The sequence below is a fragment of the Pseudomonas sp. MWU12-3088 genome (genome assembly GCF_023242405.1).
Classification (GTDB): Bacteria; Pseudomonadota; Gammaproteobacteria; order Pseudomonadales; family Pseudomonadaceae; genus Aquipseudomonas; species Aquipseudomonas kribbensis.
Genome location: NZ_JALJEA010000009.1, coordinates 59,166 through 78,922, shown reverse-complemented (window position 1 = coordinate 78,922; position 19,757 = coordinate 59,166). Strand labels below are relative to the sequence as shown.

The 19,757-nt window shown below is 59.8% G+C and carries 23 protein-coding genes; 9 read left to right on the top strand and 14 right to left on the bottom strand.

All coding sequences use genetic code 11. The features are described from left to right. Window positions 1-59: 59 nt before the first annotated feature. The 4 genes from M5B98_RS20595 to M5B98_RS20580 all read right to left on the bottom strand — a co-directional run bounded on the left by M5B98_RS20595 (window position 60) and on the right by M5B98_RS20580 (window position 2,386). Window positions 60-1,223: an EAL domain-containing protein gene (locus M5B98_RS20595; RefSeq protein WP_248743805.1), complete on the bottom strand. Its 1,164-nt coding sequence runs from the start codon at window positions 1,221-1,223 to the stop codon at window positions 60-62. 124 nt (window positions 1,224-1,347) lie between these two features. Beyond that, a complete protein-coding gene (locus tag M5B98_RS20590; protein WP_119429616.1) occupies window positions 1,348-1,686 on the bottom strand; it encodes a hypothetical protein in 339 nt (112 codons plus the stop codon). Beyond that, complete coding sequence (locus M5B98_RS20585) at window positions 1,683-2,069, bottom strand: phage holin family protein (RefSeq protein WP_065257074.1); 387 nt, start codon at window positions 2,067-2,069, stop codon at window positions 1,683-1,685. The genes M5B98_RS20590 and M5B98_RS20585 overlap by 4 nt, the downstream gene beginning before the upstream one ends. Before the next feature lie 2 nt (window positions 2,070-2,071). Beyond that, window positions 2,072-2,386: a DUF883 family protein gene (locus tag M5B98_RS20580; RefSeq protein ID WP_085710739.1), complete on the bottom strand. Its 315-nt coding sequence runs from the start codon at window positions 2,384-2,386 to the stop codon at window positions 2,072-2,074. Window positions 2,387-2,702: 316 nt separating this feature from the next. Between M5B98_RS20580 and M5B98_RS20575 the strand changes: the two genes are divergently transcribed. Beyond that, window positions 2,703-3,911, top strand: coding sequence for an ammonium transporter (locus tag M5B98_RS20575; protein WP_248743804.1), 1,209 nt, complete (start codon window positions 2,703-2,705; stop codon window positions 3,909-3,911). Here the strand turns inward: M5B98_RS20575 and M5B98_RS20570 are convergent. After that, the gene (locus M5B98_RS20570) at window positions 3,908-5,620 is read right to left on the bottom strand and encodes a cation:proton antiporter (protein ID WP_248743910.1); all 1,713 of its coding nucleotides are present in this window, start codon (window positions 5,618-5,620) and stop codon (window positions 3,908-3,910) included. The genes M5B98_RS20575 and M5B98_RS20570 overlap by 4 nt on opposite strands. A gap of 202 nt (window positions 5,621-5,822) precedes the next feature. On the opposite strand from M5B98_RS20570, the gene M5B98_RS20565 reads away from it, so the two are divergent. The 3 genes from M5B98_RS20565 (at window position 5,823) to M5B98_RS20555 (ending at window position 7,512) form a co-directional block, all read left to right on the top strand. Then, window positions 5,823-6,059 carry a glutaredoxin family protein gene (locus M5B98_RS20565; protein WP_248743803.1) on the top strand — a complete coding sequence of 79 codons (237 nt, stop codon included), beginning with the start codon at window positions 5,823-5,825 and terminating at the stop codon, window positions 6,057-6,059. A 172-nt stretch (window positions 6,060-6,231) separates the two neighbouring features. Further along, window positions 6,232-6,549 carry a transcriptional regulator gene (locus M5B98_RS20560; RefSeq protein ID WP_085710735.1) on the top strand — a complete coding sequence of 106 codons (318 nt, stop codon included), beginning with the start codon at window positions 6,232-6,234 and terminating at the stop codon, window positions 6,547-6,549. 69 nt (window positions 6,550-6,618) lie between these two features. Then, entirely contained in the window at window positions 6,619-7,512 is an 894-nt protein-coding gene (locus M5B98_RS20555) for a pseudouridine synthase (protein WP_248743802.1), read from the top strand. A 73-nt stretch (window positions 7,513-7,585) separates the two neighbouring features. Here the strand turns inward: M5B98_RS20555 and M5B98_RS20550 are convergent, their stop codons facing one another. Both M5B98_RS20550 and mobA read right to left on the bottom strand, forming a co-directional pair. Next, window positions 7,586-7,807 carry a YgdI/YgdR family lipoprotein gene (locus tag M5B98_RS20550; RefSeq protein WP_085710733.1) on the bottom strand — a complete coding sequence of 74 codons (222 nt, stop codon included), beginning with the start codon at window positions 7,805-7,807 and terminating at the stop codon, window positions 7,586-7,588. A gap of 77 nt (window positions 7,808-7,884) precedes the next feature. Next, window positions 7,885-8,487: a molybdenum cofactor guanylyltransferase MobA gene (gene mobA, locus M5B98_RS20545; RefSeq protein ID WP_248743801.1), complete on the bottom strand. Its 603-nt coding sequence runs from the start codon at window positions 8,485-8,487 to the stop codon at window positions 7,885-7,887. Between the two features lie 81 nt (window positions 8,488-8,568). Between mobA and moaB the strand changes: the two genes are divergently transcribed. Together moaB and glp are read left to right on the top strand one after the other, a co-directional pair. After that, window positions 8,569-9,108, top strand: a complete 540-nt coding sequence (gene moaB, locus M5B98_RS20540; RefSeq protein ID WP_248743800.1) for a molybdenum cofactor biosynthesis protein B — start codon at window positions 8,569-8,571, stop codon at window positions 9,106-9,108. Then, window positions 9,092-10,318: a gephyrin-like molybdotransferase Glp gene (gene glp / locus M5B98_RS20535; protein WP_248743799.1), complete on the top strand. Its 1,227-nt coding sequence runs from the start codon at window positions 9,092-9,094 to the stop codon at window positions 10,316-10,318. The genes moaB and glp overlap by 17 nt, the downstream gene beginning before the upstream one ends. A gap of 42 nt (window positions 10,319-10,360) precedes the next feature. Here the strand turns inward: glp and M5B98_RS20530 are convergent, their stop codons facing one another. Further along, window positions 10,361-10,669, bottom strand: coding sequence for a hypothetical protein (locus tag M5B98_RS20530; protein ID WP_248743798.1), 309 nt, complete (start codon window positions 10,667-10,669; stop codon window positions 10,361-10,363). A 315-nt stretch (window positions 10,670-10,984) separates the two neighbouring features. Between M5B98_RS20530 and yegS the strand changes: the two genes are divergently transcribed. Continuing rightward, the gene (gene yegS, locus M5B98_RS20525; RefSeq protein WP_248743797.1) at window positions 10,985-11,902 is read left to right on the top strand and encodes a lipid kinase YegS; all 918 of its coding nucleotides are present in this window, start codon (window positions 10,985-10,987) and stop codon (window positions 11,900-11,902) included. Here yegS and M5B98_RS20520 read toward each other — a convergent pair. The 3 genes from M5B98_RS20520 to M5B98_RS20510 all read right to left on the bottom strand — a co-directional run bounded on the left by M5B98_RS20520 (window position 11,886) and on the right by M5B98_RS20510 (window position 14,396). Further along, window positions 11,886-12,545 (bottom strand): response regulator transcription factor, encoded by a 660-nt coding sequence (locus M5B98_RS20520; protein WP_085710728.1) that lies wholly within the window; start codon window positions 12,543-12,545, stop codon window positions 11,886-11,888. The two genes, yegS and M5B98_RS20520, sit on opposite strands and share 17 nt — an antisense overlap. Continuing rightward, window positions 12,542-13,435, bottom strand: a complete 894-nt coding sequence (locus M5B98_RS20515) for a sensor histidine kinase (protein WP_085710727.1) — start codon at window positions 13,433-13,435, stop codon at window positions 12,542-12,544. The genes M5B98_RS20520 and M5B98_RS20515 overlap by 4 nt, the downstream gene beginning before the upstream one ends. A gap of 490 nt (window positions 13,436-13,925) precedes the next feature. After that, complete coding sequence (locus M5B98_RS20510; RefSeq protein ID WP_096821100.1) at window positions 13,926-14,396, bottom strand: hypothetical protein; 471 nt, start codon at window positions 14,394-14,396, stop codon at window positions 13,926-13,928. Between the two features lie 455 nt (window positions 14,397-14,851). Between M5B98_RS20510 and M5B98_RS20505 the strand changes: the two genes are divergently transcribed. Then, complete coding sequence (locus tag M5B98_RS20505; protein ID WP_085710725.1) at window positions 14,852-15,787, top strand: chemotaxis protein CheV; 936 nt, start codon at window positions 14,852-14,854, stop codon at window positions 15,785-15,787. A 90-nt stretch (window positions 15,788-15,877) separates the two neighbouring features. Then, complete coding sequence (locus M5B98_RS20500) at window positions 15,878-16,684, top strand: MOSC domain-containing protein (RefSeq protein ID WP_114884516.1); 807 nt, start codon at window positions 15,878-15,880, stop codon at window positions 16,682-16,684. Between the two features lie 70 nt (window positions 16,685-16,754). Here M5B98_RS20500 and M5B98_RS20495 read toward each other — a convergent pair whose 3' ends face one another. The 3 genes from M5B98_RS20495 to M5B98_RS20485 all read right to left on the bottom strand — a co-directional run bounded on the left by M5B98_RS20495 (window position 16,755) and on the right by M5B98_RS20485 (window position 19,694). Continuing rightward, a complete protein-coding gene (locus M5B98_RS20495; RefSeq protein WP_007940055.1) occupies window positions 16,755-17,039 on the bottom strand; it encodes a pyrimidine/purine nucleoside phosphorylase in 285 nt (94 codons plus the stop codon). A gap of 81 nt (window positions 17,040-17,120) precedes the next feature. Then, the gene (locus M5B98_RS20490) at window positions 17,121-17,663 is read right to left on the bottom strand and encodes an exonuclease domain-containing protein (RefSeq protein WP_248743796.1); all 543 of its coding nucleotides are present in this window, start codon (window positions 17,661-17,663) and stop codon (window positions 17,121-17,123) included. Window positions 17,664-17,732: 69 nt separating this feature from the next. Continuing rightward, window positions 17,733-19,694: an acetyl/propionyl/methylcrotonyl-CoA carboxylase subunit alpha gene (locus M5B98_RS20485; RefSeq protein ID WP_248743795.1), complete on the bottom strand. Its 1,962-nt coding sequence runs from the start codon at window positions 19,692-19,694 to the stop codon at window positions 17,733-17,735. Window positions 19,695-19,757: the final 63 nt, after the last annotated feature.

Sequence of the window (19,757 nt, the reverse complement as noted above, 5' to 3'; positions counted from 1 at the left end):
TCTCCGTCGGGTGACTGGTGCCCTAGCTTCCCGGTTCGGGCGAGTGTCTGCAAGCGCAACTACAGTCCGGCGGCGTCAATGTCGATCAACAGCAGGCGTTCACCATTGTCGAAAAACTGCCCGGCGGTCAGGCAGTACTGGTTGCTGGTGGCATCGCGGTAGGTGTTGGAAAGCGTCAACCGGCGTTCTTCCCAGCCTTCGGCCAGCAGATGGTAGAAGTAGGGGCGCCACGACCAGTTGTGACCCAGATAACGGTTGTCGGCGACCCAGCCGCTTTGCCGCCATTCCAGATTCGGCGTCAGTTGCGTGCCCTGACGGTCGCACTGATAAAAACGCAGCAACCACGGGAAGGCGTCCAGTTGCGGCAAGGCACTGAGCGGCGCGTGGGTTTGCGCCCAGTTCTGCAGAATCGTCATCAACTCGCCAAGCTGTCGGCGCATGGACATCAACTTGCCGCGCTCGGCGAGTTTCTGCTTCACATAGGCCTGGCGCAGTTCAGCGAAGCGCTGGACGAAAGCATCCGACGCAAAGAAAGCCTCCTGCGCCCGGGCGAACAGAAAACCCTGCACGTAACGCGAGCCACATTCCAGTGCGAAACTCAGCTGCGCTTCGGTCTCCACGCCCTCGGCGATGATCCAGCAACCAGTCCTTTCGGCCATCTGCGCCAGTGCCTTGACCACATCGCTGCTGGGCCCGCCGAGCGCGGCGGCCTGAAACAGGCGCATGTCGAGCTTGAGGATGTCCGGCTGCAAGGCCAGCACGCGATCCAGCTGTGAATAGCCGGCACCGAAATCGTCGATGGCGATCCGCGCCCCGGCATCGCGATAGCGTGCAACCACTTCAGAAAGACGCTGACTGTTGCCGCCCAGTTCAGTGATCTCGAAGACAATCCGCTGTGGGTCGACGCCATGCCGGGCGAGTTGTTTCAGGCTGGGTAGCGCCTGGTCGGCGCGCAGACGGCTGATCCAGCGCGGTGACATGTTCAGGCTGAGAAACCAGTCCGGCGGCGCTTCGTGAAATCGGCTCAGCGCATTGTCACGAATCTGCCGGTCGAGGCGGCGCAAGGCGGTAGCGGGCGTTCGTGGGGCGGCGAACAGCGGCCCGACCGATGTCAGTTGCCCTTGCGCCTGGCGCAATCGACCCAGAGCCTCGACGCCTGCAATGCGTCCGGTGGCGGTATCGATGAAAGGCTGAAAGCAGGCGAGCGGTTGCCCGTCGATCACGGGGCCTCCTTGGTCATTGTTGTTCTGGTCGGATCCTGCCGGCCGGATAGGCGAGCGGGATTGAATCTCCGGGTGAAGAGATTCAATCCCGCCAGCAGTGCAAGAATGCAGCCAGATGTGGAACTCAGCGTTTGCCCGAGTTCTGCATGACCAGTTTGATCAGCGGTGCGAGGCTGGTACCGAGGCGGATCAACCGGCTCAGGCCGCCGATGCCACCGCTTTTCGCACCTTTGCCGGTCAGGAATCCCAGCAGTGTCACGGCGGCTACGCCCCACAACGGCGCATGCTTGATGCCGAAACCGTCCTGCAGGTTTTGCGTCATGCCGCGCATGCGTTGCAAGGGCTGCAGCACCTGGCCGGTTTCGTGGCGGATTTCCTGACGATGCATTTCCATGCGCAGGCGGATCAGGGCCTTGCGCATTTCCTGGCGCGAGCTGTTGTGTGGAAGTTCAGGCAGGCTCATGGCAGCAGGCGCTCCCGGTCGTTGGCCAGTTCTTCCAGGGTGCCATGGAAGGGCGAGGATTCATCGAAGATCGCAGCCTTCAGGCGCAGCCCGCAGAAGATCGCGGCCAGGGTGTAGAACACGCACAGGCCGATGATTGCGGCGAGCCGATACGTGTCCCAGAACACGATCAGGACGAGGGTCGACAGGCCGACCAGCAACAGCAGTGCAAACACCAGCGCGAGGCCTGCGAACAGCAACAGGCTGACAGTGCGTGCTTTCTGCTCCTGCAGCTCGATGCCGAACAACTCGACGTGACTGTGCAAAAGACCGAGGACGGCTGCACCCAGGCGCCGTGTGGAAGAGGCAGTGCCCGCAGTCGGGCCGGATTCACCGATCGACATGATCAGCGCCGCGTGGCCAGCAGGCCAATCAGAAAGCCCACACCGGCGGCGATGCCCACCGATTGCCACGGATTGGCCGACACATAATCTTCGGTGGCGGTGACCGCAGCCTGACCGCGCTCGCGCAGGGTGTCTTCGGTCAGCTTCAGGGTTTCCCGCGCGCGCAGCAGACTTTCGTGGATCTGTTCGCGCAATTCATCAGCCTGATCACCGGCCAGCGTGGCGGTGTGTTCCAGCAACCGTTCGGTGTCGCTGACCAGGGTCTGGAAGTCGTTCATCAGGATTTCTTGAGCAGTCTTTGCCTTGGTGCTGGCCATTGGGAATCTCCGTAAGTGGCTGTCTGAAGCGGCTTCTGAAACTTTCGAGTATGAGCCTTGCGTGAAGGTTCAGTACAAATGACTGGTACATCTTTTGCTGTGTCGTGGTGCGTCCCCCGGTAGCAGTGCGCTGTTGCCGGGCGCGAAGCCGGGAAATCATAGCCCGGATGACACGGGTTCAGCTCAGGACATCGACCTCGTGCGCCAAAGCGGTTCACCGACCCCTCGGGTTAGTGACTGCGCGGTCGCAACTTGGTGCATGAAATGTCTGCATGAACCGCTTTGGTGCCTTTTTCAGCCTTGGGTCTGCCTCTTCATGGAAAATCTGCAAAGCGCTGTGGATACGCTCGTTCATAGTTCCAACACGTTGTTCATTCTGATCGGTGCGGTCATGGTGCTGGCCATGCACGCCGGTTTCGCCTTTCTGGAGGTCGGAACGGTTCGCCAGAAGAATCAGGTCAACGCTCTGTCGAAAATTCTCAGCGACTTCGCCGTGTCCACCCTGGCCTATTTCTTTATAGGCTATTGGATTTCGTACGGGGTGACGTTCCTGCAACCGGCGGCGGTGCTCAGCGCCGATCATGGTTACGGGCTGGTGAAGTTTTTCTTCCTGCTGACCTTTGCGGCGGCGATCCCGGCGATCATTTCCGGCGGCATTGCCGAGCGGGCACGGTTCGCTCCGCAGCTGTGCGCGACGGCGTTGATCGTGGCATTCATCTATCCGTTTTTCGAGGGGATGATCTGGAACGGCAACTATGGTCTGCAAGCCTGGCTGGCGGCTCGATTCGGCGCCCCGTTCCATGATTTCGCCGGCTCCGTGGTGGTGCACGCCATGGGCGGCTGGCTGGCGCTGGCAGCGGTGCTGTTGCTGGGACCGCGCAACGGCCGCTACCGCGATGGCCGGCTGGTGGCGTTCGCACCGTCGAGCATTCCGTTTCTGGCGTTGGGCTCGTGGATCCTGATCGTCGGCTGGTTCGGCTTCAACGTGATGAGCGCGCAAACCCTGCAGGGCGTCAGTGGCCTGGTGGCGGTCAATTCGTTGATGGCGATGGTGGGCGGTACAGTGGCGGCGTTGATCGTCGGGCGCAATGACCCGGGTTTTCTGCACAACGGTCCGTTGGCCGGTCTGGTGGCGGTGTGTGCAGGCTCCGACCTGATGCATCCGGTGGGCGCACTGGTCACCGGTGCGATTGCCGGTGCCCTGTTTGTCTGGTGCTTCACGGCGGCGCAGGTCAAATGGCGGATCGACGACGTGCTGGGTGTCTGGCCGTTGCACGGCTTGTGTGGCGTGTGGGGCGGCATCGCCTGCGGGATCTTCGGCTCGACCGCGTTGGGCGGGCTGGGTGGTGTCAGCCTGATCAGCCAGTTGATCGGTACGGCGTTGGGCGTGGTGGTAGCACTGGTCGGCGGCTTCGCCGTATACGGCTTGATCAAGGCCCTGCATGGTCTGCGCCTGAGTCAGGAACAGGAGTATTACGGTGCGGACCTGTCGTTGCACAAGATCGGCGCGGTGAGTCAGGACTAGGTCTCTTCATCTTCGGCACCCGGGTAGAAGCCATGCAGCAGGCGATAGCGGTCGATGCGCACCCGATCGACTTTCTCCTGCACCTGGTGTGCCGGCAGACCGAGCAGAATCAAGGCGTGAGAGGCAAGCATCAGGCTTGATTCCAGCAGCTCCGGCACCACTTCGCTGGCGCCGGCAGCTTTCAGCTCGGCCCACTGGCTGTCGTCGCGGGTGCGCACCAGAATCGGCACTTTCGGGTTGAGTCGTCGGGCCTCCTTGAGCACCCGCAACGCCACATCGCTTTTATCCACGGCAATCACCAGCAACCTTGCGCGCAGCAAACCGACCGCAGTCAGCAGGTCGCCACGCGCAGAGTCGCCGTAATGCACGTCGCGTTCGACGGTGGCTGCCTCCTGAATACGTACGGGGTCGTTGTCCAGGGCGATGTAAGGTTGCCCGGCATTGCGCATGAAGCGTCCGATCGACTGACCGACACGCCCGTAGCCGCAGATCACCACATGCTGGTCGAGGCCGGCATTGAGGGCGCTGATTTCCTCGATCTGCGCTTCCTGATTGGGTTTACGGTGCAGGGCGGCGGCGATGCGCGGTGCTGCACGTAGCATCAGCGGCGTAAGCAGCATCGAGCAGAACGTTGCAGCGAGGAGCAGCGCGCCGAGCTCGGCGGGCATCAGTTGGTTCTGCTGCATCTGCGCCATCAGGGCGAAACAGAACTCGCCGCCCTGAGCCAGTGCCAGGCCGCTGCGCCACGCGGTTTCATTGTCGTTGCCGCGCCATTTCACCAGCAGCGCCACCACTGAACCCTTGATCACCAGCAAGCCCAGTGTCATGGCGAGTATCAATAGGCTGTGGCTGGCGAACAATTGCAGGTCGATCAGCATGCCGATGCTGACGAAAAACAGGCCGAGCAGGATGTCGCGGAACGGCCGGATATCGGCTTCGATCTGATGCCGATAATGACTCTCACCCAGTAGCATGCCGGCCAGGAAGGCACCGAGGGCAGGGGACAGGCCGAGCAGGTGAGTCAGCCACGCCGTGAGCAACACGATCACCAGCGCCAACAGCACGAACAGTTCGGCCGAGCGCGATGCCGCCACCTCCTGAAAAAGGCGTGGCAACAGCCAGCGACTGGCCAGCAGCAAGCCGATGAACAGCACGACAGTCTTGAGCAGTGTCAGCGGCAACGCCCAATACCAGGCTTGATCGCTGCTGCCGGCGAAGACGGGTACCAGTGTCAGTAACAACACGGCTACCACATCCTGAAACAACAGAACCCCGACCGCGTTCTGCCCATGGCTGCTGAAGATTTCGCCGAGGCTGCCCAGTTCCTTGGTGACGATAGCCGTGGATGAAAGCGAAAGACCCGCGCCGAGCAGCAGCGCCGGGGTGAGAGGCATGCCCAGCAGCATCAGCACACTTCCCAGCAGCGTTGTGCTGACCAGCACCTGTTGGCTGCCCAGACGAAAAACCACCTGACGCAGGGCAATCATTTTCGACAGGGAGAATTCCAGCCCCAGAGAAAACAGCAGAAACACCACGCCCAGTTCGGCGAGGTCCGGCAGGTGCTCGCTCTCGTTGATCCAGTCGAACGCTTTCGGTCCGACCATCAGCCCGACGCACAGATAGCCCAGCACCGGTGGCAGGCGCAGGCGGCGAAACAGGGCAATCATCACCAGAGACGAGGCAAGAATGATCAACAGATTGGCAAACACAAAACACTCCGGTGGCAGGGTCAGGCTCTTCAAGCGTAGAGGCAAAAAACACCGGAGCATGGTGTAAAACGCCTTTGTACGGGCTGATTTGAGTCAGGGTTTTGCGAGGACAGACCCGCTCGATGGCTTGAGGGTTCTGATGGGTCGACGGGTTCACAGGCCAGGCCTACAATGGCCAATCAAATTTTCGGATTGAACGCGCATGCTTCCTGAATGCCAGTTGTTCGGCACCCTGGGGTGCCATCTGTGTGAAGTCGCTGAAGCCGAGCTGATGCCGTTTGTAGAGCATGGACTGCTGGTGGAACTGGTGGACATTGCCGGCGACGAGTCCTGGTTCGAGGCCTACAGCCTGCGGATTCCTGTGCTGCGCCGGACCGATACCGGAGCGGAGCTGGGCTGGCCGTTCAGTGCCGATCAGGTTGTGGCATTTCTGCGTTAGCCCTGTCCCTCGACGTTGTTCCGACTTGGCCATTCATCGCGACGGCCATCGATCCTTGGCACTTTCGAGCTCATTCGGTTACTGTATGCGCATACAGTAATTGAGTGGGCTCGCCGTGTTGTGTCCTTCCGGGGCAACGGGCAAGGCAGCCAGGACGTCTGAGGGATGAATCGTGGTCAATGTCGAACAGTTGAAAAGCAGCGTGAACCGGATGTCGGTTGATGTGGTGCACGATGCCGTCCGCGAATTGCGTCTTGACGGTCTGGTCACGGAGGGCAAGACGCCTTTCAACAAGTTGCATTTCAATACCTGTTTTGCCGAGATCGAGGCGTTGTTCCAGCGCGCCGGCTATCACAAACAACTGGATGTGGTGGGTTATCAGGGACTGTTGTACGCCTTGTACGACCCGGGTCGCTGGGAGGCTGTCGATGTACTGCGCTGGCTGAAGGAGTTCACCGAGGCCGCGGCCCTCAAATCGATTCCCGCCTGATTCTGCGCTAGGTCTGCTGCGTCCGGTGTTGGATAATGCCGCTCTGCTTTGAGGGTTCGAGTTCTCCGTATGTCCAGCACACCAACATTTTCCGCCGCACAGAATCAGGCCAGCACGCTTTACCTGCCCCCGGGAGACTGGCGGACAGTGTTCGATTGTCTGTGTGATCACTTCAGTGCCATCGGACGCGATCAGTGGCTGGACCGGATTGCTCGAGGCCGGGTACTGGATGGCGAAGGCCAGCCGATTGCGCTGGACCTGCCGTACAAGGAAGGCCTGCGCATCCATTACTTTCGCGAAGTGCCGGATGAAAAGCCGATTCCGGTGGTCGAGTCGATTCTCTACGCGGACGAACATTTGGTCGTGGCAGACAAACCCCATTTCCTGCCGGTAACGCCAGCGGGGGAGTATGTGGAACAAACACTACTGCGCCGGCTGATTCGTCGTCTGGACAACCCGCACCTGGTGCCGTTGCACCGAATCGACCGGCACACCGCCGGGTTGGTGATTTTTTCGGCCAATCCGCAGACGCGTTCGGCGTACCAGTCATTGTTCCCGACACGGCAAATCGAAAAACGCTACGAAGCCATCGCTGCTGCATTGCCGGGGCTGGATTTTCCGTTGGTACACAAGAGCCGCTTGGTTGATGGCGAGCCTTTTTTCCGCATGCAGGAAGGTCCCGGTGTCAGCAATACCGAAACGGCAGTGGAAGTGCGGGAAAGAAACGGCGACCTCTGGCGTTACGGCCTGTATCCGGTGACCGGCAAGAAACACCAGTTGCGGGTGCACATGACGGCGCTCGGCGCGAGCATCTGCAATGATCCGTTCTATCCCGAGGTGTTGAAGGACGTCGAGGACGATTACACCAAACCGCTCAAGCTGCTGGCGCAGGGTTTGCGGTTCATTGATCCGGTTTCGGGGCAGGTGCGTGATTTTGAAAGCCGGATCACGCTGGACTGGTGATCTGTCGCACCGTCCACTTTCTACCGCCCACGAAAAAGCCCGCAAATGCGGGCTTTTCTGTATCTGGCGTCGCTTACAGTTCTTTAACGGTGCGAACCTGATCTTTGTTGATGCGAGTCTGCTTGCCGTCCAGTTGTTCGAATTCGTAGAAGCCCGAATCCTTGTCGTATTTAGGCGAGTCGACGGCCTGGATTTCGCGACCGTCATTCAAGGTGATCACCGTTGGCGAAGCGCAACCGGCGAGGGTGGCCAGGCCCAGTGCGAGCATGAAAGTGGCGAGAGTCCGTTGAGTCATGTGTTTGTCTCCGAAGGGAATTCTTTTGGTTACTGAGCTGTAGACGTATGCAAGGCGTGAGAGTTCCTTGAATGCGGTCAGTCTGACACAGTGTTATGAGAGCTTAACAGTTCCGGGGTATTGAGATTGGCCAGCCGTGGGTCGTTGTCCGGGCAAATCAGGGCCTGGGCGCCAAGGCTGCGCATGAGCCTGCCTGGGCTGCGTTCTCCCTCGTGCCAGGCCTCTTCGAATGCGGGCAGAAGCGCCACCGGAATCACACAAAGCAACGGTTCCCAGTGCTCGTCGTGACGCAGCATCAGCGGATTTTCAGGATTCAGGCTGGCGGTTTCGCGCATGCTCTGTAACAGGGGAAGATCGATTCGCGGTACGTCGCACGGCAACACCAGCAGATGGGAATGGCGAGCGGCTCGCAAACCGGCACGGATGCCGGCCAATGGTCCGGGAAAGTCTTCTTGGTCGTCCGTCACCAATTGATCGGCGAAGGGCGCATAGCGTTCGCGATTGCGGTTGCAGGAAATGATCAGATCGTCGGTCAACGGGCGAACCTTGCGCTGCAAATGAGCGATCAGCGGTTCCCCGTGCCATTCAATCAGCCCCTTGTCCTGGCCACCCATGCGTTGACCACGCCCGCCGGCCAGCAGCAGGACGGAGCAGGGGGACAGTTGCGTATTCGAAGTCATGGCAGCTCTCCGCAGGTTCGGCGAAAAAATGGGGCGCTGTGATATAACACCGGGCTGTTTCTCCTACAACTGGATGAGCCTATGAAAGCCAAGGCTGATGTACCTTTTGCACCGCTCAATATCGCGGTATTGACGGTCAGCGACACCCGTACTCTGGAAACCGATACCTCCGGCCAGGTCTTCGTCGACCGTTTGACCGCTGCCGGTCACAACCTGGCGGAGCGGGTATTGCTCAAAGATGACCTGTACAAAATCCGCGCGCAAGTTGCCCACTGGATTGCCGAGGACATTGTGCAAGTGGTGTTGATCACCGGGGGCACAGGCTTCACCGGTCGCGACAGTACACCCGAAGCCGTCGCGTGCCTGCTCGACAAGCAAGTCGATGGTTTTGGTGAGTTGTTCCGGCAGATTTCGGTGGCCGATATCGGTACTTCCACTGTCCAATCCCGTGCACTGGCTGGACTGGCCAACGGTACGCTGGTTTGCTGCCTGCCAGGCTCGACCAACGCGGTGCGCACCGGTTGGGATGGCATCCTGGCCGAGCAGCTGGATTCGCGGCATCGCCCGTGCAATTTCGTCCCTCATCTGAAACAGGCGGCTCCTTGTGAATCCCGCGGGTAAGCCTGGCAAGACCGGCAGCCTGATGCCGGTCGAGGTGGCCTTGGCGCGTCTGCTGGAAATGGCTGACGCCTCGCGTATCGTCGAGTCCGAGTATCTGCCATTGGCGCAGCTCGAGGGGCGGGTGCTGGCGCAGGATCTGGTTTCGACACTGGACCTGCCGCCATGGCCCAACAGTGCTATGGACGGGTATGCCTTGAACCTGGCCGACTGGACTGGTGAGCCGATGCCGGTCAGTCAGAAGATTTTTGCCGGCCAGGCGCCTGAACCTCTGGAACCGGGGACCTGCGCCCGTATCTTCACGGGGGCACCCGTTCCGCCGGGCGCCGATTGCGTCGAGATGCAGGAAAACGCCGTGATCGAGGCCGACGAGCGAGTTCGGTTCACTGAGCCCATGGTGTCCGGGCAGAACGTTCGCCCGCAGGGGCAGGAAACCACGGTGGGCGAATTGATCCTGTCCGCTGGAACCCGGCTCGGTCCGATCGAGCTGGGGTTGGCTGCGTCTTTGGGCTGCGCCGGCCTTGATGTGATCCGTAAGCCTCGCGTGGCAGTGCTGTCCACCGGCGATGAGCTGGTTGAACCGGGAATGGCACTGGGCCCGGGACAGATTTACAACAGTAACCGGGTGGTGCTGTGCAGTTGGTTGCAACGTTTGGGCTGTGAGGTGCTGGATGCCGGGATTCTTCCGGATGACTTGTCCACCACTCGAGCGCGTCTTGGTGAGCTCGAAGAGGCCGACTTGATACTGTCGACCGGAGGCGTATCGGTTGGGGAAGCGGATTTCCTCGGCGTCGCGCTGAGGGAAGAAGGTGAGCTGACGCTGTGGAAGCTGGCCATCAAGCCCGGGAAGCCTTTGACTGTTGGTCATTTCCGGGGGGTTCCGGTCATCGGTCTGCCCGGCAACCCTGCGTCGACCCTGGTGACTTTTGCCTTGCTGACCAAGCCTTATCTGCTGCGTCGTCAGGGTGTGCAAGATGTCGAGCCTCTCAAGTTTCCAGTCCCGGCTGGATTCGTCTGGCCCCAGGCGGGCAATCGGCGTGAATTCCTGCGGGGGCGTCTGGAGCAGGGGCAGGCAACTATCTACCGAAACCAGAGTTCAGGCGTTCTGCGTAGCGCCGCCTGGGCTGATGGGCTGGTAGAGGTGCAGGAGGGGCGTACCCTGGCTCAGGGAGACATGGTGCCCTTCATTCCCCTGAGTGACCTTCTCGGTTGATCATTGAAATGCAGGCTCGGTACGGGCCTGCATTTCTGTAAGTCATCGGCTGATCAGTGTCACGAGCTGGTCGAAGCGACTATTGGCAACCCAGCCCAACAATCCAAGGACCACCGCCGTGGCGCCTGCGGAGTAGGCGAGACGGTGTTTGATGGCTTTGACGTCTCCTTTTACTTCGTCCATATCACGACGGATATATTTGAGATAGGTTTCCAGCTCGGCGACACGAGGTTCCATGATTTTTTCTCCAGTGCTTTTGGCGCTGCTCTTGAATTCGGGTTGATGACTGGCGCAACTGTTGGAGAGGGGGGCAGCCTGACTCGCTGTCATTCTTGCTTCATGACTGTGCATGGGAAATTCCGCCTGCTGCCATGAGTTTCTGCCGGCAGAAACTGCTACTCGAATGATCGAAAGTCCTGATGATGTTTTGACTCATTACCTGCACATCCTTGTGTTATCGGGTTGAAAATTGCTGCCTCAGACACACGGTGTACGAATGGTCAGGACTGGTCAATTGAGCCGATTCCTTACATTCCGTACGAAAAAATACCGCCTTGTAGGACGAATGAGCCGCGTCGCTGGAAATACTTGGGATTGCGGTGGCTCTTTTGCGTGCTGTGAAGGTCAAGATGTCCCGAACTGAGTTAATAACGGGGAGTGGCCAATATGGATGAGCGCAGGGCATTGCTGATTCTGCATGGCAAGCAGGCACTTAATGAAGCGGTTCGCGCCGCCGTTGAGCACAAACGCAAGCAAGGCTGGGAATTGGCGGTACGTCTGACCTGGGAGGCCGGTGATGCCCAGCGTCTGGTCGAAGAGGCGCTGACTGGTGGATACAGGCAGATCATCGCCGGCGGTGGCGATGGCACCTTGCGCGACATCGCCGAGGCCCTGGCGGCTCACCCGGGAGAGACCAGTCTGGTGCTGCTGCCACTGGGAACCGCCAACGATTTTTCCCGCGCGGCCGGTATACCTTTGGAGGCCGCCGAGGCGCTTGAGTTGCTTGATGCACCTGCCCATGACATCGATCTGGGTGAAGTGGGCGGGCAAATATTCCTGAACATGGCCACGGGCGGGTTTGGCAGTCAGGTCACTGCCAATACCTCGGAGGATCTGAAAAAGGTGCTGGGCGGCGCGGCCTATCTGTTTACGGGGCTATCGCGATTCAGTGAGTTGCACGCCGCCTATGGCGAATTGCAGGGGCCGGACTTTCACTGGAGCGGTGAACTGCTCGCGCTGGGTATCGGTAATGGCCGCCAGGCGGGCGGAGGACATGTGTTGTGCCCGGAGGCTCTGGCGGATGACGGCCTGCTGGATATCAGTATTCTGCCGGCACCACAGGAGTTGGTCGGTACGCTGAAAAACCTGCTCAGCGACGGATTCGGTCTCGACAACATGTTTGTCCGCACGCGTTTGCCGTGGGTTGAAATCAAGGTTGCCGAAGGGCTCTGCATCAATCTTGATGGCGAGCCGCTGGAGGGAGACAGTTTGCGATTTGCGGCGCGTCCGGCGGCATTGCGTGTGCATTTGCCGGAGAACTCGCCGCTGTTGGGCAGGACGAGGCGGGTCAGTCGTCCAGACTGATGATCTGCTCCCGTACGGCAAACAGTACCAGCCCCGCCACATCGTAGATCTGCAGGCGTTTCATGATCTGCGAGCGGTGGGTTTCCACAGTCTTGATGCTCAGGCCCAAACCATTGGCGATCTCACGGGTGGACTTGCCGCGAACGATCAGGCGCAGGATTTCCAGCTGGCGAGCCGTCAGGTTGTGCGAATCGGCGACTTCCGGTTGCAACTTCTGATTGCGTGTCAGGGCCTGGTTGATCACCGTGTGGGCGATGGCCGGGCTGAGGTAGCGTTCGTTGTTGCGCAGGGCTTCCAGTGCGTGTTCGAGTTCAGTGGCCGTGGTGTCCTTGAGCAGATAGCCATGGGCACCGGATTCCAGTGCCTGCATGATCAGCGCAGGGTCGGTGTGCATCGACAGAATCAGCACTTTGCTGTGCGGACGAACCCGTCTGAGCCGCTGCAACGCCTCCAGGCCGCCGGTTTCTCTCATGGAAATATCCAGCAAGACGATATCGGGGTTCAACTGCTCGACCATCTCGAGCAGTTGCGAGCCGTCATTGGCCTCGCCGATTACCGCGTAACCGGGAATATCCAGCACCAGAGCGCGCACGCCGGCTCTGATCAGCGAGTGGTCATCCACCAGAAGTAAGTTACAAGTCAACGCATAACCTTATTCGTACTGGCCCGCTCGAGTGCACGGGGCGCCCAGGGGAATAGTGCTTCGATTTGAGTGCCTTTGCCCGGTTCGCTCGTCACGCTCAGGCTGCCGCCCAGCTGCTCGATCCGTTCGGCCATTCCGGCCATGCCTCGTTGTCCTTCACGACCGGGATTGGCGGCCGGGGCAAATCCCAGACCGTCATCGCTGATCAGCAGGGTCAAGCCTTGGGGCAGGCGTTGCACGCGGATCAGCAGGTTCTTGGCCTGCGCATGTCGCAGGATGTTGGTCACGGCTTCCTGAGTGATGCGGAAGGCGGCGACAGCCATTTCTTCGGGGATGCCGTTCAAACGCTGCTGACAGTCCAGGCTCCAGTGAACCGAAGTATTGGCCAGTGTCTTGAGCAAATGCGCGCGCAGACTGGCTTCCAGTCCGAGGCTGGTCAGTTGACGTGGGTTGAGAATGGCCGAAACGTCGCGGACTTTATTGAGGGTTTCCTCAAGGGTGTCGCAGAGTGCCGAACATTGTTCCTGCAGGTCCTCGGGCAGACGCCGTTTGAGCCATTCGCTCTGCAACTTGGCGGCGGTCAGCAACTGGCCGATATCGTCGTGCAGTTCGCGGCTGAGGCGATGACGTTCGTTTTCCTGGACTTCGAGCAATCGATCGGCCAGCTCCTGGGGCTGGAACTTGATCGACTTGCGCGACAGGCGATGCTGGGTAAAGACGCAAGCGGCGGCTGCCATGTTGAGCAGCAGCAGGCCAAATGACAACGGTGCGGACAGGCAATAAGTCAGCAGACTGCCCAAAGCCGCGCCAATGCAAAGCGTGAGCGTGAACCTGCGCGCGTTTTCTCGGGAGGGTGGCCATGTGGCGATTGACTTGAGGCTGGCGTACATAGCGGATGGAGCCAATGGATGTTCGCTGCGGGCAGACCGGTCAGAGTGACTGGCGGTCTCTGTCTGAAAATCTGTGATTCAGGTTGTTGGTTTCAATACGGTTCAGTGATCGATAATTGACTGCCAACTTCGGAGCAGACCGATCATTGAAGTCACTGTGCCATTAAGTGAAAGCAACTAACGCGCGGCATAATACCACTTAACATACCGTTGGTCGCGTTTGCCCTATATGTCCAAAGAGTCAGGAAATACGCCATGTTGGACGCGAGTTCCATAATGGAAAAAGTTGATTTATTGGAGTCGATAATTATCGGTGACACCTGAAGTCTTCAATTTTTATACACAGGTAAACCCTGACTTCAACGGTAGGCAGTCTGCATGTTGAAGCGTAATTATTTATTTGGAGATGTCGCTGGCAGGCATGAGTTATTCAATTGCGACATTCGATGGCTCGAACTAACAGGCTCCAGCGATCCCGGCGTGCACTCGATTACGCTTGCCGCTCCGAGTAAGACACGAGGGACAAGGGCTTGGCACTGAGCGGCGGTTGAAACTGGCTCTGTCCGACCTGGAAGGCGAACGCTTCGATGAGGGACGTCTGCTCGCTTTCGTCCAGGCTTAGCTGGCCGGTGCTCTGGTCGACCAGCTCAAGTTGCCAGGCCATCAGGGTGAAGCAATCTTTCAGGGCGTCGAGTGCCTGGGCATGCAGGTCGACATGATCTTGCGTCTGAGTGAGCAAACCGTGCAGGTGCAGGCAGAACTCGGAGACTGCCACCAGTGCCAGGGCATCGGCCTTGTTCGCCAGTTTGAGCAGGGTGCTGAGCATGCAATCGATTGCGTCCTTGTCATTGCTGATCAGTTGCAAATGACTCAGGCACTCTTCGGACTTGGCCAGGAGCGTTTCAGCCTCGACAAGAAATTCGGGGAACCGCTGCGCCCACTCTTTACGGTCGTTCGGCATGCTTATCTCCACAACGTCATGTCTGATGAGCGAATGTCGTGTGTGTCGACGATCATGAACCGTCGTGAGATCGCGCCCCGCAGTGCCGAGAAGGCTGGTGCCGGGGGTTTCGAGAGGATGGGGTTCCACTGACCTGCGATCGCACACAAAAGCCTGACTCCGTTCATGCAATGAGAATGGCGTCACATTAATGGCTATTGGATATTGCGAACATCAGGTTGGGCCTGATTGTTACTAGGGGAATCCCTTAGGCACGGGAACCTGCCGCGCAAACCGTGGTCGCGCCGCAGAGAATGTAGCAGATGAAATCACGGGGCCAGTAAAGCATGATGTTAATGTGACATCAATGCTTTCTCATGGCATTTTGTAGGTGATTTGTATGGGGATCAAGATTGGCCGGAATCCGCCGATAACCCCCTTTAATGAATTCACCAGAAAAAGCCCAGGAGTCATTGATGGCCGGCATTCTCGATACGGTAGACCAACGCACGCAACTGGTGGGTGAGAATCGCCTGGAAATTCTCATGTTTCGACTGGCCGGGCGCCAATTGTTCGCGATCAACGTGTTCAAGGTTCAGGAAGTGCTGCAATTGCCGAAGCTGACCCTGATGCCTCAGCGTCACCCGTTTGTCTGTGGTGTGGTCAACCTGCGCGGCCAGACCCTGCCGGTGATCGACCTGTCCCAGGCGATCGGCATGCGCCCGCTGGTGCCGGGTCCCAACAGCACGATCATCGTTACTGAATACAACCGTTCGGTGCAGGCCTTCCTGGTCGGTGGTGTAGATCGTATCGTGAACATGAACTGGGAAGCCATCCTGCCACCGCCGACCAGCGCCGGTCGCCAGCACTACCTGACCGCCATCAGCAAGGTCGACGATCAACTGGTGGAAATCATCGACGTCGAGAAAGTCCTCGCCGAAATCGTTCCGTACAACGCCAAGGTGTCCCGCGACAAACTGGAAGATCCGGTCCTGGAACGTGCCCGCGGCCGCGAAGTGCTGCTGGTGGACGATTCCAATGTGGCGCTGTCGCAATTGCGCGACACCCTCGGCCAGTTGGGTGTGAAGATGCACATCGCCAGCGACGGTCTGAAAGCCCTGAACATGCTCAAGGCCTGGGCCGATACCGGGGTCAACATGACCGACAAGTTGTTGATGATCTTCACCGACGCGGAAATGCCGGAAATGGACGGCTATCGCCTGACCACCGAAATCCGCAACGACCCGCGTCTGCGTGGCCTGTACGTGGTGTTGCACACCTCGCTGTCCGGCAGTTTCAACGACTCGATGGTGAAGAAGGTCGGCTGCGACAACTTTCTCTCCAAGTTCCAGCCGGACAAGCTGGTCGATGTGGTGCGCCAGCGTCTGATGCTCGACGAAGTGCCGGCCTGATCAACTTGTCGAGGCTGACCCGGCGTCAGCCTTTGATTCGGCGACAAAGCTCGTATAGGGTGGCGTTTTTCACCCATCAGGGAGCTGGCCATGCTGCGTCTGAGCGCGCTTTATCGTTACCCGCTGAAATCCGGCAAGGCCGAGGTCCTGCAAGGGATCGGCCTGGACAAACTGGGGCTTGAGGGCGACCGACGCTGGATGCTGGTGGACGAGGCCAGCGGGCGCTTTTTGACTCAGCGTGCCGAAGCGAAGATGAGCCAGTTGTCGGCGCTGTGGAATGCTGACGGTGGCCTGACCCTCGATGCGCCGGGGCATTCGGCAATTGATATCGCCTTGCCCGGCAACGAAGCCGAACTGCGCGGCGTGACGATCTGGCGCGACACTCTGCGCGTGCCGGATGCCGGTGAAGAAGCGGCCCGCTGGGTCAGCGAATTCATCGGCAAGCCGACCCGACTGGTGCAAGTGCCACTGGACCGCGCCCGCACGACCCAGGCCGGGTACGGCAACGATGACGACCAGGTGGCCTTCGCCGACGGCTTCCCACTGCTGTTGATTGGTGAGGCGTCGCTGCAACATCTGTCGCAGGAAGTCGGGCGTCCGCTGGAAATGCTGCGGTTCCGGCCGAATCTGGTGATCGAAGGCAGCGAGGCCTATGCCGAGGATGGCTGGAAGCGCATCCGCATTGGCGATGTCGAATTCCGCGTGGTCAAGTCGTGCTCGCGCTGCATTCTCACGACCATCGACCCGAAAACCGGTGAGCGCAGCGCCGACCGCGAGCCACTGGCGACCCTACAGAAGACCCGTGCCCAGGCCGACGGTGCAATGTTCGGTCAGAACCTGGTCAACGACAGCAACGGTCGACTTGAAGTCGGCATGCCGGTGGAAATCCTCGAATAACCGTCCCGAAACGAAAAATGCCCGTGTCCTTGGACACGGGCATTTTTTATTGCCGCAGGAAACCGTGGTTTCAGCCGCGGTATTCGCACAGGTAAGCGGTGTCGACGGCCACTTTCAGCTGGAACTTGCTGTTGGCCGGCACGTTGAACTGGCTGCCGGCGGCGAAGGTTTCCCAGTCGCTGCTGTCCGGCAGTTTGACGGTCAGTGCGCCGGACACCACGTGCATGATTTCACGCTGGCTGGTGCCGAATTCGTATTCGCCCGGGGCCATGACGCCGATGGTCGCAGGGCCTTCGGCAGTGCCAAAAGCGATCGACTTGACGGTGCCGTCGAAGTACTCGTTGACTTTAAACATGGGCGATTCCTCTCGAAAAGGGCTTAAAAGGGTCAAAAAGGTCGGCCAGTATGCACAAGGTGCCTGGCGCCGTCACCTGTGCTAGAGCGGCAGCACCAGCGGCAATAATCGGGCGGTATTTCGCGCATCTTCCAGCGCCCGGTGCTGCTGACCGGAGAACTGCATGCCCGCCAGTTGCAGGGCGCCATTGAGTCCCAGGGGCCGTTCGAGACGTCGGGCCTTGGCAAAGCGCTGTTTGAGGTTCATGTGCGGCACACGGCTCAGCGCGCTGTCGAGTTGCAGGCGCTGCCATTCCTGAAGCAATTGCTTGCGGTCGTAATCGCCCCAGCTGGCCCAGCCTTCAAGGCGTGTCTGGTGCTGAGCGAGCCAGCGCTCGAACGCCGGCCAGACATCGGTCAGCGGTTGCGCGGCGTCGATGTTGGCCTGGGTGATGTGTGTCAGCTCACGACAGAACGGCGTCAGCAGTGGCCGACGCGTCGGTTTGACGAAGCGCTGGAAGTGATCCTGCTCGCGACCGGTTCGATCCACCAGGGTGGCACCGATCTCGATGATCTCCATTTCCGTAACCGGCCAGCCACCTTCATCGGTGGTGGCTTCCAGATCAATGACCAGCCAATGGGGCATCGCAGGGTTCCTGATTTCCGCGTCCTGATTATTCAGAGCGTAGTCAAACCTTGCGGATGCGCGCGGTGACTACTCGACCTGCAACAGAACCTGACGATTTTTCACCTGATCGCCGACCTTGACCTGCACCCGCTTGAGCACGCCATCGATGCCGGCCTTGAGCGGGTGCTCCATTTTCATCGCCTCCAGCACCACCAGCAGCTGGCCTTTACTGACCGGGCTGCCTTCGCTGACAAGCACGTCGATGATTGCGCCATCCATCGGGGCTTTCAAGGTGCCGGTGCTGACGCTGGTCTGACTGTCGATCACGGCGTGAGTTCGATTCACCAGACGCAGGCTGCCGGGGCGGGTGCACAGCCAGAGCTGGTCGTCGCGCAGGCGATAGGCGTGGCGCTGGCGCAGGCCTTCGATGTCCAGGGAAATCGAGCGTTCGCCGTGTTCGATGAACTTCAGTTCGAAGGTACGTTCAGCGACTTGAACCCGAACGATGCCATCCGGGGCGGCCAGTAATTGCACGCTCCACTCCTGATCTTCAAGACCCAGGCGATAGTGCAGCGGCGCGCCGGCATTGTTGCGCCAACCGGCCAACGGTGCGCGATGCGAACCAGCGGCAGATTGATAGAACAGCAACGCCGCGATCGCGAGTTCTTCCGCACTCGGTGCATGGGGATGCAGGCATGGATGGTCGGTGAAGTGTTGCGGGATAAACCCGGTGCTGAATTCGCCGCTGATGAATTGCGGATGCTGCAACAGACTGGCCAGCAGCCGCTGATTGCTCTGCACACCCAGCAACACGCTGTCCTGCACCGCGCACAACAGCTTGCGCCGGGCCTCTTCGCGGGTCGCGCCATGAGCGATCAGTTTGCCGAGCATCGGGTCGTAGAACGGTGAGATCGACTGACCTTCGATCAGCCCGTGATCAACCCGCGCTCCCCGATCCAGTGCCGGTTCCCAGGCTTCGATACGCCCGGTCTGCGGCAGGAATCCCTGGGCCGGATCCTCGGCATAGAGTCGCACTTCCATGGCGTGGCCATCGAGTTTCACCTGCGCTTGCTTCAGTGGAAGAGGCTGGCCCTCGGCAACCAAAAGTTGCCAGGCCACCAGGTCCAGCCCTGTAATCATTTCGGTTACCGGATGTTCGACCTGCAGCCGGGTATTCATCTCCAGAAAGAAGAACTGGCCGCGGGCGTCGAGCAGAAACTCCACGGTTCCGGCGCCGACGTAGTTCACCGCACGCCCAGCCTTGAGCGCCGCTTCGCCCATTGCCTGACGCAACTCTTCGGTCATCACCGGGCACGGCGCTTCCTCGATGACCTTCTGATGGCGACGCTGGATCGAGCAGTCGCGTTCGCCGAGGTAGATCAGATTGCCGTGCCGGTCGCCGAACAGCTGAATCTCGACATGACGCGGTTCGATCAGGGCCTGTTCGAGGATCAGTTCGTCGCTGCCGAATCCATTCAAGGCTTCCGAGCGAGCCGTGCGCAGTTGCGCCGCCAATTCAGATGCGTGATGCACCAGCCGCATGCCGCGTCCGCCACCGCCGGCGCTGGCCTTGATCATCAACGGATAACCGATGCGCTCGGCTTCCCGTGTCAGGGTCGCGTCGTCCTGCTCGGCGCCTTGATAGCCGGCGATGCATGGCACACCGGCGGCGAGCATGGCGATTTTCGATTGGCGTTTGCTGCCCATCAGTTCGATGGCTTCGACGCTGGGGCCGATGAACGTCAGGCCGGCCTGTTCGCAGGCCCGGGCGAATTCGGCGTTTTCCGAGAGGAAGCCATAACCGGGATGAATCGCGTCGGCACCGCTACGCCGGGCGGCGTCGAGGATGGCCGGGATGTTCAGGTAGGACTGTTGAACCGGCGCCGGGCCGATGTTCACCGCTTCATCCGCCATTTGGACATGCAGCGCATCGGCGTCGGCGTCACTGAACACCGCGACGGTGCGATAGCCGAGGGCCTGGGCGGTGCGCTGGATGCGGCAGGCGATTTCACCGCGGTTGGCGATCAGGATTTTATGGATGTCGGGCATGGTGGTTTTTCCTGAATGTTGGCGGTGGATTGAAGGGCCTCATCGCGGGCAAGCCCGCTCCCA